Source organism: Streptococcus infantis (genome assembly GCF_047463175.1).
Taxonomy (GTDB): domain Bacteria; phylum Bacillota; class Bacilli; order Lactobacillales; family Streptococcaceae; genus Streptococcus; species Streptococcus infantis_AC.
On sequence record NZ_JASHEJ010000002.1, the window covers coordinates 288,262 to 303,893 of the forward strand.

Sequence of the window (15,632 nt, forward strand, 5' to 3'; positions counted from 1 at the left end):
CTTTTCTATTATTTATTGCCTGATAGGCTAGATTAACAAATTTAGGTTGGATTTTTAATCGCGGGTAAATCCAGTTGCTCCCGTCCGAGCGATATTCTTGATACCGTATGGTCGAATAACCCGAATCAAAGCTTCACTCTTTTCCGCATTCCCAGTCATCTGTACAGTAATGGAGCTTGGAGCCACATCGACAACAGTTGCACGGAAAGGCTGGATAATAGCTAAAATTTCTGCTCGCTTCTCCGCAGGCGCTGAGACCTTTATCAAGATCACTTCGCGCTCGAGGTGCGGTTTATCTGTGATATCGCGGACACGAATCACGTCGACCTGACGGTTGAGTTGTTTGATGATTTGCTCCACCTCATCATTCGATGCAACATCAATGATAATGGTAATCCGTGACACATTAGGATTTTCTGTCGCCCCTACCGAGATACTCTCAATATTGACTTGGCGTCTAGACAAGACACCGGTAAAGCGATTGAGAACTCCTGACCGGTTTTGAAGTTTGGCTGTTAACATTCTACGCATTAAACTTCACCCCCAACATCTCATGATTACTCTTACCAGCTGGTACCATCGGTAAAACATGCTCTTTACGAGAAATATCTACCTCAATAAACATTGGTACATCTTCCAAGATGACTTCTAAATCCTTCTCTAAGGTTTCAGGATTATCAAATTTATAATTCTTAATTCCATAGGCTTGAGCCATCAATTGGAAATCAGGAAGGCTATCAAAAACTGACTCAGATGTTCGTCCATCATAGAAAGCTTCTTGCCATTGACGAACCATACCCAGCGAGTGATTGTTAAGCATGATGACCTTGATTGGAATCTTGTAGATATTTAAGATTGCCAATTCCTGATTGGTCATTTGGAAACCACCATCACCGACAAAGAGCACGACCTCCTTATCTGGATTAGCAATTTTTGCCCCAATGGCTGCAGGAACTCCAAATCCCATGGTTCCTAGTCCACCTGAAGTTACGAGTTGACGCTCGTTTTGGTATGGATAGTATTGAGCTGTCCACATTTGGTGTTGTCCGACGTCAGTTACGACAATGGCATCACCCTTAGTCAACTCACCAATTCGTTCAATAACTGCTTGTGGTTGGACGACACGTTCCTTTTTATCATAAGAACGAACACGATTCTTATCTTTGGTAACTTTTTCAATCCATTTTTCAGTATTGTTACGAACGATTGGCTCCGCTAGTAACTGTTGCAAGGCCTTTTTCGCATCACCAACAACTGGGATATCAACAGCGATAATCTTACCAATCTCTGCTGGATCGATATCAATATGCGCTACTTTGGCATTCTTCGCAAATGTCTTAGGATTACCAGTCAAACGGTCGTCAAAACGGCACCCAATCGAAATCATAAAATCAGCTTCAGTCATTGCGATATTGGCTGCAAAGGAACCATGCATCCCACCCATTCCCAAAAACAGTGGATGGCTAGTTGCAATTGTTCCCTGTCCCAAAAGACTGGTCACAACAGGAATTTGATAACGCTCTGCAAATTCATTTAACTCCGCAGCAGCTTCAGCATAACTAATACCACCACCAGCTAACAAAACTGGCTTCTTAGCCTTAGAGAGTTGCTTCAAGATTTTCTTGATTTGCATCTCATTTGGCTCTAAAGTTGGTTGATAACTTGGTAAATCTATCTCTGAAGAATAGACAAAGTCCGTTTCAAGAGCTGAAACATCTTTTGGCAAGTCAATAACAACTGGCCCTGGGCGACCGGTAGTCGCAATGTGCACAGCCTCTGTAATCACACGTGGGATATCCGCCGTCTCTCGAACCTGGTAGTTGTACTTGGTAATCGGCATGGTAATACCGACGATATCTGCTTCTTGGAAAGCATCCTTACCGATTCCCGCTCTTGCCACCTGACCAGTGAAGACCAAAAGGGGAACACTGTCACTCATAGCATCTGCAATACCAGTAATGGCATTGGTAGCTCCTGGTCCACTTGTGACGACTGCGACACCAAGTTTCCCTGTTGACTTAGCATAACCTTCTGCTTCATGAAGACAACCTTGTTCATGTCGACCTAGAATATGGCGGATGCCTTTAAAATTATAAATAGCATCATATAAAGGCAATACAGCCCCGCCTGGATAACCAAAAATCGTATCGATTCCTAGGTCACGGAGCGTTTCCAAAACGAGTTCCGAACCTGACTTTGGTGAGTCTAAAATGATTTTCTCCATCGTTCCCCTTTCTCTTCTCAATAAAATGACTTGTTTCTATAATACCATTTTTTCAAAAATTTTCAAGACAAAAGAAACAATTTTCTGAATTTTCTATCTAGATACTTTACAATATCAAATAGATTAGAAAGTTTATACGTATTTATATTTTTTGAATAGAAACAAAGTATAAATTTCTAATTATCTTTTTATATTTTCTTAAATGCTCGTAAAGCCTTATTCTATGTGCTTTCGAGTATTTTTACTGTAGGAAGATACTTCACGTTTCTTTGCATATTTCCTCATGTCTTAGCTGTCAGAAGTGGTAAATAAGTAGTAAATTCATTTGTACTACTAAGCAACAAGACGCTCCTGTTGCTTCTCTTTATTCAAGCGTTTCATTTCTGCCATTGCAGAATCGAATGTTGCATGTGCGTAATAGTTCAGCGTCATGGCTATATTAGCATGTCCCATAATGTACTGTAATGCCTTTGGATTCATTCCTGCATTTGCATAGTTGGTACAGAATGTATGTCGCAAACTATGTGGAGTGATGTGTGGCAATTTATCCTCGTTATACTTATTGTATTTCTTAACAAGACCTTTCATCATGCCGTTGTAATCACTTGCCACTTTTGGATAGTTCTTTCTATTAAGAAAGAGGAAATCACTATATCCATCAATCTCAACACGCTTATCATTCTTTCGATTCGCTAACACTCGCTTAAATGCTTGATAGGCTTCTTCAACCATAGGAACTTGACGTTCGCCACTTTTGGTCTTTGGTGTTTCAATGTAGTACCCAATTTCAGTATCTCTCAATAGCTGATGGTCTATATTGACAAGACGATTCTCAAAATCTAAATCTGGAAGTGTCAAACCACCAAACTCTGAAATACGAAGACCTGTTTTTAAGAGTATCAGAATTTCATCATAATTTTTGCTGTAGGTTTTATCAGCTTTTGCAAAGGCTAACAGTTTTTCTTCCTGTTCTTCTGTTAGTACGGTCTTAGGGACAGTATCATCATCAAGAACTGCTTTCAGTTGAAAGTCAAATGGATTCTTCCGAACACAATCATCTTGTATAGCAATATAGAATGAAGCCTTTAAAGAACGTTTGTAGTTATTGATGGTTTGATAAGCATAACCATTTTCACTCATTCTAATAGCCCATTCTTTAGCGTCTGATGGCTTAATACTGTCAATACTTCTTACACCTAACTTGTCTTTCTTCAAAATATCCATAAGATATTTGCGTCCAGTTTCAGTGTTTTTTCTAACCTTTGGTCTTTGAGCGTTCTGTTTTGCGTAAAGCTGGCAGAGTGTCATTTTCTTTCCTACAACATCAATACCATCATGAATGTCTTTCTGTAACTCTGCGATTTTCTCTCTAAGTGAGATACAATCACGCTTTCCTGCTGGTACTCGGTCTGTAGCCACAAGTTTCCACGAGTAAACAAATTGCGGTTCTCCAAATGAATCTATATATTTGTATAAGTATCTTCCGTCTTTTCGTTGGCTCTCTCCAGTCTTTAAGATTCGACCTTTATTGTCACGTCTTTTTTCTGACATGGCATTTGCTCCTTTCCTTTATGGAAAGAGCCTTGATACGACTTAATACTATTTTATCATATACAAGACCCTTTGGCGACGCTAGATTGCGTCCAATGTATCTATAATTTTTTCAAATTGTTTTCGTTTAATCTGAATACGATTGCCATTCATAATCAGCCAATTTGCATTTTTATTTTCCTCTGCCAAGCGTCGTAGCTTGTTTTCGCCAATACGAAAATATTTTGACGCTTCTTCAATGGTTAGGGTATAACGTTCCCAAATAGGAATGTCAGTCTGCTTCATAAAATCCTCCTTTCCAAATCACTTATTTGGATTTCATAAAAGTTGTTTTACCAGCAATCGAACAGCTTTAGCAAAGCTCACGGGAGTTCCACCCCTGCATGGTTCTCATGTAGCCATACTCATTGCCTGCGACGGTTTTATCACGCTCGGACTATTGACTGTATGGGAGTATCATTATCACGATAAGAATGTCGTTGCAGGCAATCCTGCTAAAGATTGCTTCTCGGATCACTAACATGAATCGCTCGCTATCTTTATAAGATAGGTCATGGCGGTTAGTTCCGTTGGCTCTTTTCTTATCGAAACGTATTCGATTACTTTTATTCAGTTTTCAAAGAACAATGGCTCGTTAGCCTATCAAAACACATTGAAAGCTCAATATGCTTTGGTGGAATAACAAACCTCCCTGTTCGGGAAGCGTGGAATGGTTTAGCACGCTTCCACGAAAGGAGAGAGGATATTACTTAATTTCAAATGACAAAATCTTTGTAATCAGTCTGGTTTCCATTCTTCCACGTAAGACTTCATCAACGACCATACTTTGATTGCCATATTCATCTTTCATAAGTCGTAGGGAACGCTTCGTTATGTACCCTCTGTAATGATGTAGAATCTGGTTAATCGCTTCGGTATCGCCATCTGTTGCCTTTACAATGAGAGGAAAGGGAATCATAGGATATTGTGTTTTCATTCTTCAAATTCCTCCATAAACTTTTTAATTAAGGCTAGTCCACTGGTTCTATGCCGATAGACAGTAGAACGGTTCAATTTTAACAGGTCTGCAATTTCTGAATCGCTCATGTCCATAAAGTAAAACAGCAGTAGAATTTCACGTTTCTTGTCTGGCAACTCACGTAATGCTTCACTCAACAAATCATTTTCAACGCCTACTGATAACCCATTGAGTGTAAAAATCTGAAAGTCAGTTGAATAGTTATCTGTTGTCGCAAACTGGCTAACAAGATAATCGCCAACATCCGAAAAGGACACCTCACGCTTTGCAATCCTTGAAAGATAAAGCATATAATTCTTTCGCTCGTCTTCCATAGCACGTTTACAGATATAGTCAAACTGATTTTCTATTGTGGTCTGAAAAGAAGATGGTTTCATGTTTCTCACCCCCTTTCTGTCTAGGAAAGGAAGTGAGCCTTGCTCGTTTATCTCCTTTCACTCTTAGTCCCAATGTGAAAGGGGGATTTGTTGCATTACTGATAAATAATCTTTGTAAAAAAGTTCTGAATAGCCAAAAAAGCATATAAACAGATTTATTTCTCTGTTTACATGCTTCTGTTATTCTATCTATATGATTTATAAAACCACATTGGTGGACGTACTTATCTATTGCAGATAGACGACTTTTTTTGACAAGAACCCAATGTAAGGAAATTTATTGTATATGATGTACTTCATGGCGACGTTGACCTCCAACAAACCGCCATTTGGAAGTAATATACAATATTTTAACAGCGTAAATAGCACTACCATATAACGGTTTTTTTTATTGGCGTTTAGTAGTGCTTTTTATTAAATATAAACCTATAAACCATATAACACGTTTTTCTATACCTGTTTTTAATTCAGTAGGAACAATAAAATGTATAGAGGTGGTCTACTATGCGAAAAAAAGAAGATAAATATGATTTTAGAGCCTTTGGTTTAGCCATTAAAGAAGCTCGATTGAAACGAGGTTTAACTCGTGAACAAGTGGGAGCATTGATTGAAATTGACCCACGGTACTTAACTAATATTGAAAATAAAGGGCAACACCCCAGCATACAAGTTCTTTATGACCTTGTATCGTTACTTCATGTTTCCGTTGATGAATTTTTCTTACCTGCTAATAACTTGGTAAAAAGCACCCGACGATTACAGATAGAGAAATACATGGATAGCTTTACAGACAAAGAACTATCCTTAATGGAATCTTTAGCCAGCGGTATCAACGAAGCAAGAAACATCGAAGACTAATTAAAAGAATCCATACATAACGGAAAGAGCCGATAAAATGAGATTGTATTAATCTCATTTTATCGGCTCTGCGTCTTTGCGTCTGGCTCTGTAATCACAGTTACTTTGAACTGCTTTATTTCAATTAAATTTTCTTGTCTGCATTTCGGACAATAGAGGGGGAATTTTTTTAATTCAGTATCTTCCCTTATCTTTAATCGTGTTTTATTTCCACATACAGGACACAATATCCACTTGTAGTTTATAATAACTATCTCCTCCTTTACACTTTAATTCAAATCTTTATTAAAAAATATTTCATCTTATTTAACAAGAAACCATATTTATATAACAACATAAAATACACTAAGTTATTTTATTGAACATATATCGTACTTTATCTATCCGACTATTTGGACGACGGGGCTGGCAAACAGGTTCACCGGTAGTAACATGGTACCCTTTTAACTCTGTTAAACAAACACTACGTCCATTTGTAAAGAAAGTTAAATCACTACGATATTCTTGAATACACCGAGCAGGGATTTCTCCACTAAGAATGACCTCATTATTTTTCAATTGAGTGTCTACGATGTTCGCACAATATTTAGGAGCATCGTTGTATGCTCGTGAAAGATATTCCTGTGGCGCATAAATTTTAAAACTAAGATATGGCTCTAACAATTCTGTTCCAGCTTTTTTTAAGACTTGTTCCAATACAATAGGAGCAAGCATCCGAAAATCTGCTGGGGTACTAACAGGGCTATAGTATAAGCCATACTTAAAACAGATTTTACAGTCCGTCACATTCCAACCATACAATCCTTGTTCACAGCCATAGCGTATCCCCTCCATAACTGCATTTTGAAACGATTGATTTAAGTATCCAAGAGAAACCGAGCTCTCATACTGTACTCCGCTCCCTAATGGAAGCGGTGCTACAGATAGACCAATGGAAGCCCAGAAAGGATTCGGTGGAACTTCGATGTGAATGGTATACTCTGCTTTTTTTAACGGTCTTTCCATATAAATGACTGTAGGCTCTTTTATTTCTATCTCCACATGATACTTTTCTTGCAGCAGAGCACAAGTCACTTCCATTTGTACTTTCCCTAAGAAAGAAAGTATGATTTCATGTGTCGCAGAATCCACATAATATCGCAGAAGCGGGTCACTGTCGGAGATTTCTAAAAGTGCATCAAGTAACATTTCCCTTTGTTGAGGTTTGCTCGGTTCAACAGTCGTTTGCAGCAGAGGGAGGGGATTTTCAATTCTCTCTCTGTGGCAATAGCTTTGTATCTCCAAGAACACTATTTAACTTCAAAAACTCATTCTGCAAAATAACAATTTCCCCGGAATAAGCCTTATCGATTTTACATAATTCACCATTTATTGAAGTATACATTTCTGTAATTTTTATTTTTTCCTTTTCCGATATTCTAACCGAATCTCGCAAATGCAGTACGCCACTATAAAGACGTATATATGCAAGACGCTGTCTTTTTTCCGAATACTCAATTTTGAAAACTTTTCCGCAAAGTTCAGACTGACCTCGATGTGTTGATGAATAAAATTTATTCGTAATCACTTCTATAAGGTTATCAATCCCTATATTGTTTTTTGCACTTCCGTGATAAACAGGGAACAGGGAACAATTATGAAATCTTATGCTTTCCTCTTGTTCGAGTTCTAATGCTTCCAATAATTTCCCAGACGTATATTTCTCCAAAAGGTAATCATTTCCTTCTATTACCATATCCCATTGTTCAGATTCGGTAAAGTTCATTACACGCATATTAGGATGCAGTTCTACCTTCTGTTTGATTACAATTTCCGCAGAAAGTTTCTCTTTAATATCCTGATAAACCGTTGATAAATCAATTCCATTTTGGTCAATCTTATTGATAAAAAAGATTGTGGGAATACCTATTTTCCTAAGTGCATGAAACAATATACGAGTTTGTGCTTGTACGCCATCTTTTGCAGAAATCAGTAGAATTGCCCCATCTAATACTGATAATGAACGATATACTTCTGCTAAAAAATCCATATGTCCTGGCGTGTCTATGATGTTTATCTTAGTATTTTTCCACTGAAAAGAGGTTATCGCCGTCTGAATTGTAATTCCTCTCTGACGTTCTAAAAGCGTATTATCCGTTTTCGTTGTACCTCTGTCCACGCTTCCTAATTCTGTAATCGCTCCACTGTTATATAATAAGCTTTCTGTTAAGGTAGTTTTTCCCGCATCAACATGAGCTAAAACTCCAATATTAATAATTTTCATGTGATTTTCCTCCATTCAAAAGCCCAAAAGGGCATAAAAATCCCAGTGATAAATACTCTTATCACTGGGATTTTTATGCATAACCATAGGCATACAAAGCATACAGATATTCTCCGGATACTTTAGAATCACATGATAAAGGTATTCTTAAACTGGGTACAAAAAACTAAGCCCTCCTAAAAAAGGACATCCAATTATTTGTTCCCACTATCAAATTGACAGTTTATTTAAGAATACCTTGCCGCATATTTATTAACTCCTTTTAAATAGATACTTAAATAATAGCACGTAAGAGCATATTTGTAAAGGAATCTCCAATTTTTTATCAAAGAGAGTACGTGATTACAAAATAGCTGTAATAATGTACCAATATTTGTTATTCTATAATCTTCCAATTACTCCCGTTCTTTTCAAGTACCAAATCAAATTGAGATACCTGCGTTGCTTTGGTCTGCTGGTCGATATACTCCACTGTCAGCGATACCGTGACTTGATTATCCTTACGATTGTGAATAGGATTTACCAGTTCTTGAAAGATGTACTCTTTTCCGATTGGTTTTAATATCCCGTCATTCACATAGTAGGAAAGTTCACTGGCTGTCGCTGTAGGATAGAGCTTGAAGAACGTCGTTAAAAACTCATTGATTTCATTGGTTGTAATGGAATCAACCGTCCCCTCACTTTCAATGGCTTTTGGTTTATAACTTGATTTCTTAGGTATGTTGGTAATGGTCGGATTCTTAACCAGTACCATATTTCCAGAACCATCTACATAGACACTCACTATATAAGCAGAGTGGACGGTCTTTGTATTTTCTCCCTCTGTAATGAGCTGGTCTACACTGTAGGTTACATTAAACTCATTGTCGCCAGTTGGCTCTACCGTCCATATCTGAAATCCTCTTACAGAAGACGATACAGGAATATCTTTGCGTACTGTATCAACATTGAGAGCTTGAAGTTCATCTGTCAGATAGCCTTTTAGACTTTCCATTCGATTATCAATGGACTTATCGGATTGCTCCCATGAATAGTAGACTTTCGCAAAGTTCTCTACAAAATTTTCTACATGATGAGTATCAACGTATTCCTTTTCTATGATAGTTGTTTCGTGAATAGTATGAGTATCTATAGCTGTAAAGTGCTTGAATATCGCAAAGCTGAAACTAAGCCCTAAAAGTACCCACAAGGCAATCACAACCTTTTTATGAGGATTGACCTTATAGTAGACACGAGGTTTCTTTTCCTTTGGTATCTGTTTTTCTTTATTCTGATTTTTTCTAAATTTCATCATTAAATCTTCCTTTCTCATTGTTTGATTCGTCCTGCTCCCACTAAATGCTGTTGCCAGTAGGGGCTTGTTAAGTCGGCATAACCGATTGGGTCGCCTGCATGAAACATACGGTTATTGCCAAGGTATATCCCAACATGAGTAATATAAGAGCCAGCGTTATAGGTAGAATGAAAGAAAACCAAATCGCCAGCTTGTGCTTCCGATAGTGGGATATGCTGGGTCACATCATATTGCTGTTGTGCGGTTCGTGGTAAGTTAATTCCAGCTTTTCCATACGTCCATTGTGTCAGTCCGCTACAATCAAAAGAAGTAGTCGGGGAAGCTCCACCGTAAACGTATCGCCAGCCCTCATATTTCAGTGCTTCGTCCATGATGGCTTGTACCGTATCATCATCAAACTCTGTTGTGACAAGATACTGCGTTACCAGTTGCACATAAAACATATTGCCATAGTTGTATCGCCAGCCCCCATTGATAGGTATGGCTATGGGATTGGGGTAAGACACTTTTTCGCCACCTGAATACTCTTTTGAGAAACTTTGAGCCAGTTCAAAGGTATATTTATTTCCACGATTAGCCACATACCCTAAGAAACCACCACCATAATTGTAGGACTGGATAACCGATTCTAAATCTACACTGAGCCTTTCGCTACTGGCTAATAATTCACTGAAATACTTCACACCTTGCTTAATGGATTCTTCTGTACTCAATGAATTAGGTGGAAGACCGAGGGATTCCGAGGACTGCATAACATCTTCCGCAGTACCGCCCGATTCCACCTGTATAATCGCAAGAAGTATGTTGACATATTCTTCAACGCCATATTCTTTGGCATATTTTTCTACCATAGGCTTATGAGCCAGCACTTCTGCGGAAACATTCACACCTCCATAATGAATATTGGAAATTCCGCTGTCCTGTTCATCTGAAAATAAAATGGCAACAAACAGAAGCAGTGAGAAGACCATCAAGAATAATCCAGAACCACCAATCACTAAAGTTTTCAACTTCATGGTTTCTTACCGACTTTCTTAATGGTGGCGGTTTTGATTGGTGGTCTACTTCTTGTATTTTGTAGTGGTACTCTTTGAACAGTAGACGGACGTTCTTTTGTGATTGGACGTTGTGAAGTTCTATCTGCTGTAGTGGTTGAAGTTGCTGGCTTTTGAACGGTTTTTTCTTGAACGGTATTGCCTTGGCGTTCCACTTTTGGACTTGAAAAATCGGACTTAACTGCTGGACGCTCTTGTTTGGCTTGTTGAGATTCCTTATATGAAGTCTGAATATTAGACTGTTTTGAGGTCTGTTCATCATGATATTGTTCTTGTCTTGTAGTCGGTCTTTCATGAACAGAAGAAGCAGGCTGTTTTTTCTGTTTGACCTGTTCCATTTCAGAGCGACGCTTCGCAATGGTTTTTCGCCTTTGTTCCTGCTGTTCCTTGCGTCCACTGGCTCTGTCCGCTTTGGTTTGAGAAATACTACTGGTTAAATCACGGACATTCTCTTTTACTTTGGATTTTCCTTGATATACTGCATATCTTGCATTGGTCGGCAAATCTTTAACCTGTTCTTTCAAACCACTAGCAGTGTCTACCATTCTGTCTTTGGTATCAGCTACTGTACCGATGGTTTGACCGATACGTTTTCCAAGTGTTGATTTTTCCTTTCCGTCTGGTCGGGAGTGATCTGCTTGTGTCCTTGCAGAACTCCCCGAACCCGACTGTCCTTTTTTACCTGTAACAATGGCAGACCCAGCCCCTAGAGTAGTCATGGAACGTCCAAGTTTCCGCTGTAGACGGTGCATGTGAGCGTGCATAAGCATACGAGGTTTTCTCATCACACGACTTCCCACACTTTGAGAATCGTTACTCTGTAGAGAAAACATACTCATTAAATCGCCCAGCTTGAAGTAGATTCCTGCAAAGGTCACAATCTGTAGAAAAGCAATCAAAAAGAACGGATAACCAGCCGATAAGGTATAGAGCATGGTTGAAATACTAAATGCTGTCGTAATAATCAATGTGATTCCAGCTCGTGTCAAAATGGTATTAAAGAGCTTTGTTATGGCTCGTTTTGACATACCATCAAATGATGGAATCATGCTTAAAATAAAGCTCACAGGCAGAAACATAGCATAGATGATAAAAAGTACCTGCGAGAAAATCATGATTCCTGTTAATAGGAATACAAATATGGAAATCCCAATATTGAAGACAAATAGGAAGAAGACTGTACCTAAACGGTTAATGGTCTTTGTAATGGTTAGATTGGTATTGCTTCTGTCTTCAATTTCTTCCGCAACAATTTTTTCTCTGTCTTCGCCATTGTTGGAATCTGGGCTGGTGGAGAGCAGGCTTTCCACACGGTCAATACCGATACTTTCAATGTCTGAACTGTTGTATTGAAGCAGTAGCCACGGTTGCTGAACCTGTATGGAAAACAGGCTATCTCTGATTAAGTCCACGCTGTCCTTGCCTTGACTATCGGAATGGGGCATGACAATCTTCGTGCCAAGTGATAAACTGGCATTACTGATGTCTGATGAAAAGTCATTGATTTTTTTAATGTAGTCGGGAGCGTAGGCAATAAAGGAAGCCGATAGGATAAACACCAGCACAAAATTCATAATGGCATGAATTGCCTTTGTGGTTTCTCTCTTTATCAGTCCCGTATAGGCAACATAAACCCCAAGAACCAAAATCAAGAGTAAGAGGAATCCAACATAGAAACCCTCTGTTGAAAATCCGTTTGCACTCACACCAGCTAAGGTCTGCATATTCTTACCAATGGAATCTGCTGTAGCGGAAATGAAGTCTAAGGAATAGGCTTCCTGTACTAAGTAACCTGTCGCATTGGAAACATACAAACTGATTGTCCAAATAAAATTGGTAATGGCATATAGTCCATACATGACCTGTTTTCCAATCCCGTCCGACCAGTTCCACGGAAGCCAGCCCCAGCTATTATCCACATAAAAATCCAGTTGATAGTTTTCAAGTGGGTATCGGCTGTATTCATTTGCCACATTGACCGTATCATCTACCAAGCCCGCAGCTTGAACCACCGTTCCCAGCATGGCTAAAAGAAAAATGGCAATCACAAGTGTGAAAGCCACTGTCATTGCCACTTTACCTAGACGTTTCAGCGTCCAGTTTGATTTTATTCTGTTTACTATTGATGGTTTCACATTTACACCTCTTTTCGCACAGGTGGTCTGGTATCAAAGGCATGGAGCAGTTCTTCAAATACAGGGTGGAACTGTATCACACCGACACGACCATATAAATCACTGATAAGGCATTGCCCGTTTTCCAAATCACGCAATCGCTTCTGATTGTTTTCGTCCTCTGGGTCTACACCAAAAAAGGCTAAGGTCTTTTTAATCTCGTTAAGGTCAGTGGAACGAAATGCAAATTTTAAGCCGAGGTTATTTTTCAGTTTTTCATCTAAGAGGTCGTCTGTATTTTGGGTCACGAAATATACCCCAGCGTTCATAGCACGACCAGCCCGAACCAGCTTCATAGATAGTGTTTTTCCTTGTGCTACCTGTAAAAAGCTCCATGCTTCGTCTAAATCTACAATCTTGAAAATGCTTCGGTCTGTATGGATAAAGTCTAAAGCAAAGGTACTAATGACAATCAGCATAGCAACGGATAAAAGCTCCATAGTGGTATATTCCTCAAAGGAAGTTTCCTTGTCGGGAAGTACCAAGTCCGCAACCTGTATAATGTTCAGTTGTTTTTCTAAGCTGATAGACTGCTCCACATAACCATTACTGAATAATAAATGTGCAAAGTCATAGTCTGTAAAACTTTCGATATGGTCGGCTATACTGGTACTTAGTGGCGTATTCTCAACCCGTAATTCCTCAATCACTTTCATCAACCCTCGTACTTCACTATTGGTTACTGCACGAATGGCTTTTCTAAGGATTGGGAAGCGTTCCCCATCACGAGAGGAAATCCCCGTAAGGAATGTCAGAATATCAATAGCCAGTGATTCAGAATCTTTGGGATTTTTCATAATCACATAAGGGTCAAGTAAGCCTTTGTTTTTCTCATCAGAAGTCAGAGTGACGATATTGATTTCATGGGAAATCTCTGGCAAGGTTTCTTTCCATCTGCCACGTTCTGCTTTTGGGTCTACAATCACTGCTTGTGCCCCATAAAGCACCGCATAATAGACGATAAGGTTATTCGCAAAGGATTTACCACCACCCAGCGAACCAACAAAAGCCGACGCTAACGCATTGGTTACTGAACCCTTAACCCCTTGACTGGCAAGAGCAGGTTTCAGATAGACATTGCGTCCAGTATCTAAGCTGTAGCCAACATAAATCCCCTCATTTTCCCCCAGCATTTGAGTAGCACCAAAACCTAAACCAGCGAGGAAATCAGAGGTCACGTATTGAATATAATCATTCATATAACGCTTGCTGGCAGGTAAAAATTCTTCATGTAAGCCGAGCATATCCCCAAATGGTCGTACCAGTTTTACGCTTAAATCGTCATAAAAATCTTTCACTTCATTACAACGACGTTTGAGTTCGTCAAGATCATTTGCTGATACCCTTACCACATAAGACAGCTTGTACATAGATTCCTTGCTTTGGTCTAAATTGGTTTCCAGCTCATTCACACTTTCCAGAGCTTCCGCCACATTGGAGCTGGTTTCATTATCACTTTGCCAAGCGTGGTTATCCAAGTCTTTCAGTTCTTTCTTTTTATTGCGGACAGTAGATAGGGCTTTACGATTCGCTACAATTTCCACATTCATTGACGTATCAATCGGGAATGTAAATTGCTGTTGCTGGTAGTAGAAGATTTCAGAGGACGGGAAGTCCAGTTCTCCGACAATGCTGTTAATGGTAAAGTAAGCTACATAGACGGTTTCATCTTCCTGCTGGATTTTCAAATATCGCTGTTTTTCTTCCACCAAACAGCGAGTAGGCTTAATCAAGTCATAGTATTTAATCAGCGTTTCATTATCCAGCTTTTTCTTTGATAGATGGTACTCATACTCTTCATAGGCAGTGCCTGTCTGTCCGTAAAGGTGTTCAATCAGATAGCCGAAGTCGTCCTTATCTAACCTGCGGATTTTGAAACGACGAGAGATTTTATTTTCTAAGAGCTTTTCCATCTTCTGAAAACGCAGGATTTCATCATTACTCATACTAACAAAATCGCCCATCAGCTTATGGTTCACATCATAGACAAAATCAGACAAAGCATTTTTTGCTTCAACTGTAAGACTTTTCATAGAAAACTCCTGATCGTTGAGAAGCAACTTAAAGCCGATAAAGAAACGGTAGTTCACTTGATTTTCGCCAATCATGGATATTAAAGCGTCTGTCTGTTGGTCGATTTTGTCATAGGCAACCGCTTTGAGCTTGCCAGTGACTTCATTTTTGGAACGCTCTTGTGCAGAACGTATGCTGGATTCTGTACTGATTTGTAAAGCATGAATTTTGCCATCACGATTTTGTGCGATAAGCTGTCTGAAAGAATCATGCACTTGTATTTTCTGTTCTGGACTTAGAAATGAGTAATTGTAAGGAACAAGCTCATAGTAAGCATAACATTCCCCGTCTTTATTCCAGACGAGATTGTTTTCAATGTATTTAATTGGATATGCCATAAAATTCACTCCTAACTGCTGTAATGGCTTCTTGTGGCTGGTTTCTGCCAAGCGTTACTTTTTTTCCTGCATAGGTCAGCTTTGGTCGCAGTGCATAAGCAATGACAGACTTCAAAAATCCATAAGGCTTTTTACCATCAAAAGTTTTTGTAGACATAAACCATGTGAAAGCCACAGGAATCCCAAAGTATTTGAGAAATGCTCCCTCTATCATGGAAAGAGGGGGCAAGTTGCCAAGTATCATCACTGCAAAGAGTGACACGACAAACCATGTCATTTGCGTAAAGGTTATGGGAAACGGAAGTCTAAAATCATTGATAGAATACAGTACCTTTTCCACAGACCAGATACTGGTATAGCTTCGTATTTTCTTCATGTAATCAATCCTTTCATAAAAAATAGGGGTA

13 protein-coding genes and 2 pseudogenes are annotated in these 15,632 nt (G+C 39.1%); 1 reads left to right on the forward strand and 14 read right to left on the reverse strand.

Annotated elements, in window-relative coordinates; all coding sequences use genetic code 11:
• Nucleotides 1-54 precede the first annotated feature (54 nt).
• The 6 genes from ilvN to QM859_RS05235 form a co-directional block, all read right to left on the reverse strand.
• A complete protein-coding gene (gene ilvN / locus QM859_RS05205; protein ID WP_223333610.1) occupies nucleotides 55-531 on the reverse strand; it encodes an acetolactate synthase small subunit in 477 nt (158 codons plus the stop codon).
• Nucleotides 524-2,224, reverse strand: coding sequence for an acetolactate synthase large subunit (locus tag QM859_RS05210; RefSeq protein ID WP_006152123.1), 1,701 nt, complete (start codon nucleotides 2,222-2,224; stop codon nucleotides 524-526). The genes ilvN and QM859_RS05210 overlap by 8 nt, the downstream gene beginning before the upstream one ends.
• A 333-nt stretch (nucleotides 2,225-2,557) precedes the next feature.
• The gene (locus QM859_RS05215) at nucleotides 2,558-3,775 is read right to left on the reverse strand and encodes a tyrosine-type recombinase/integrase (protein ID WP_001291561.1); all 1,218 of its coding nucleotides are present in this window, start codon (nucleotides 3,773-3,775) and stop codon (nucleotides 2,558-2,560) included.
• 81 nt (nucleotides 3,776-3,856) lie between these two features.
• Complete coding sequence (locus QM859_RS05220) at nucleotides 3,857-4,060, reverse strand: excisionase (protein ID WP_000814511.1); 204 nt, start codon at nucleotides 4,058-4,060, stop codon at nucleotides 3,857-3,859.
• 460 nt (nucleotides 4,061-4,520) lie between these two features.
• Nucleotides 4,521-4,751: a helix-turn-helix domain-containing protein gene (locus QM859_RS05230; protein WP_000857133.1), complete on the reverse strand. Its 231-nt coding sequence runs from the start codon at nucleotides 4,749-4,751 to the stop codon at nucleotides 4,521-4,523.
• Complete coding sequence (locus tag QM859_RS05235; protein WP_000804885.1) at nucleotides 4,748-5,170, reverse strand: sigma-70 family RNA polymerase sigma factor; 423 nt, start codon at nucleotides 5,168-5,170, stop codon at nucleotides 4,748-4,750. The genes QM859_RS05230 and QM859_RS05235 overlap by 4 nt, the downstream gene beginning before the upstream one ends.
• A 504-nt stretch (nucleotides 5,171-5,674) precedes the next feature.
• On the opposite strand from QM859_RS05235, the gene QM859_RS05240 reads away from it, so the two are divergent.
• Nucleotides 5,675-6,028 (forward strand): helix-turn-helix transcriptional regulator, encoded by a 354-nt coding sequence (locus QM859_RS05240; RefSeq protein WP_001227347.1) that lies wholly within the window; start codon nucleotides 5,675-5,677, stop codon nucleotides 6,026-6,028.
• Nucleotides 6,029-6,087: 59 nt separating this feature from the next.
• Here QM859_RS05240 and QM859_RS05245 read toward each other — a convergent pair whose 3' ends face one another.
• The 8 genes and pseudogenes from QM859_RS05245 to QM859_RS05280 form a co-directional block, all read right to left on the reverse strand.
• Nucleotides 6,088-6,273: a cysteine-rich KTR domain-containing protein gene (locus tag QM859_RS05245; protein WP_011058338.1), complete on the reverse strand. Its 186-nt coding sequence runs from the start codon at nucleotides 6,271-6,273 to the stop codon at nucleotides 6,088-6,090.
• Nucleotides 6,274-6,373: 100 nt separating this feature from the next.
• Nucleotides 6,374-8,291, reverse strand: a pseudogene (gene tet(M), locus QM859_RS05250) (tetracycline resistance ribosomal protection protein Tet(M)).
• Nucleotides 8,292-8,306: 15 nt separating this feature from the next.
• Nucleotides 8,307-8,354: pseudogene (locus QM859_RS05255) on the reverse strand (hypothetical protein); the annotation flags it as partial.
• 313 nt (nucleotides 8,355-8,667) lie between these two features.
• Complete coding sequence (locus tag QM859_RS05260; protein WP_001224320.1) at nucleotides 8,668-9,603, reverse strand: conjugal transfer protein; 936 nt, start codon at nucleotides 9,601-9,603, stop codon at nucleotides 8,668-8,670.
• Nucleotides 9,600-10,601 (reverse strand): bifunctional lytic transglycosylase/C40 family peptidase, encoded by a 1,002-nt coding sequence (locus tag QM859_RS05265; RefSeq protein WP_000769868.1) that lies wholly within the window; start codon nucleotides 10,599-10,601, stop codon nucleotides 9,600-9,602. Before QM859_RS05265 ends, QM859_RS05260 begins: the two co-directional genes overlap by 4 nt.
• Complete coding sequence (locus QM859_RS05270; protein WP_000804748.1) at nucleotides 10,598-12,775, reverse strand: CD3337/EF1877 family mobilome membrane protein; 2,178 nt, start codon at nucleotides 12,773-12,775, stop codon at nucleotides 10,598-10,600. The genes QM859_RS05265 and QM859_RS05270 overlap by 4 nt, the downstream gene beginning before the upstream one ends.
• Before the next feature lie 2 nt (nucleotides 12,776-12,777).
• On the reverse strand, nucleotides 12,778-15,225 hold the full coding sequence (tcpF, locus tag QM859_RS05275; protein ID WP_000331160.1) for a conjugal transfer ATPase TcpF: 2,448 nt from the start codon (nucleotides 15,223-15,225) through the stop codon (nucleotides 12,778-12,780).
• The gene (locus QM859_RS05280; protein WP_000723888.1) at nucleotides 15,209-15,601 is read right to left on the reverse strand and encodes a conjugal transfer protein; all 393 of its coding nucleotides are present in this window, start codon (nucleotides 15,599-15,601) and stop codon (nucleotides 15,209-15,211) included. The genes tcpF and QM859_RS05280 overlap by 17 nt, the downstream gene beginning before the upstream one ends.
• Nucleotides 15,602-15,632: the final 31 nt, after the last annotated feature.

Bases quoted from the DNA above. Each gene is read 5' to 3' on its own strand.
- ilvN (WP_223333610.1), bottom strand. From the start codon at position 531: ATGCGTAGAATGTTAACAGCCAAACTTCAAAACCGGTCAGGAGTTCTC.
- QM859_RS05210 (WP_006152123.1), bottom strand. From the start codon at position 2,224: ATGGAGAAAATCATTTTAGACTCACCAAAGTCAGGTTCGGAACTCGTT.
- QM859_RS05215 (WP_001291561.1), bottom strand. From the start codon at position 3,775: ATGTCAGAAAAAAGACGTGACAATAAAGGTCGAATCTTAAAGACTGGA.
- QM859_RS05220 (WP_000814511.1), bottom strand. From the start codon at position 4,060: ATGAAGCAGACTGACATTCCTATTTGGGAACGTTATACCCTAACCATT.
- QM859_RS05230 (WP_000857133.1), bottom strand. From the start codon at position 4,751: ATGAAAACACAATATCCTATGATTCCCTTTCCTCTCATTGTAAAGGCA.
- QM859_RS05235 (WP_000804885.1), bottom strand. From the start codon at position 5,170: ATGAAACCATCTTCTTTTCAGACCACAATAGAAAATCAGTTTGACTAT.
- QM859_RS05240 (WP_001227347.1), top strand. From the start codon at position 5,675: ATGCGAAAAAAAGAAGATAAATATGATTTTAGAGCCTTTGGTTTAGCC.
- QM859_RS05260 (WP_001224320.1), bottom strand. From the start codon at position 9,603: ATGAGAAAGGAAGATTTAATGATGAAATTTAGAAAAAATCAGAATAAA.
- QM859_RS05265 (WP_000769868.1), bottom strand. From the start codon at position 10,601: ATGAAGTTGAAAACTTTAGTGATTGGTGGTTCTGGATTATTCTTGATG.
- tcpF (WP_000331160.1), bottom strand. From the start codon at position 15,225: ATGGCATATCCAATTAAATACATTGAAAACAATCTCGTCTGGAATAAA.
- QM859_RS05280 (WP_000723888.1), bottom strand. From the start codon at position 15,601: ATGAAGAAAATACGAAGCTATACCAGTATCTGGTCTGTGGAAAAGGTA.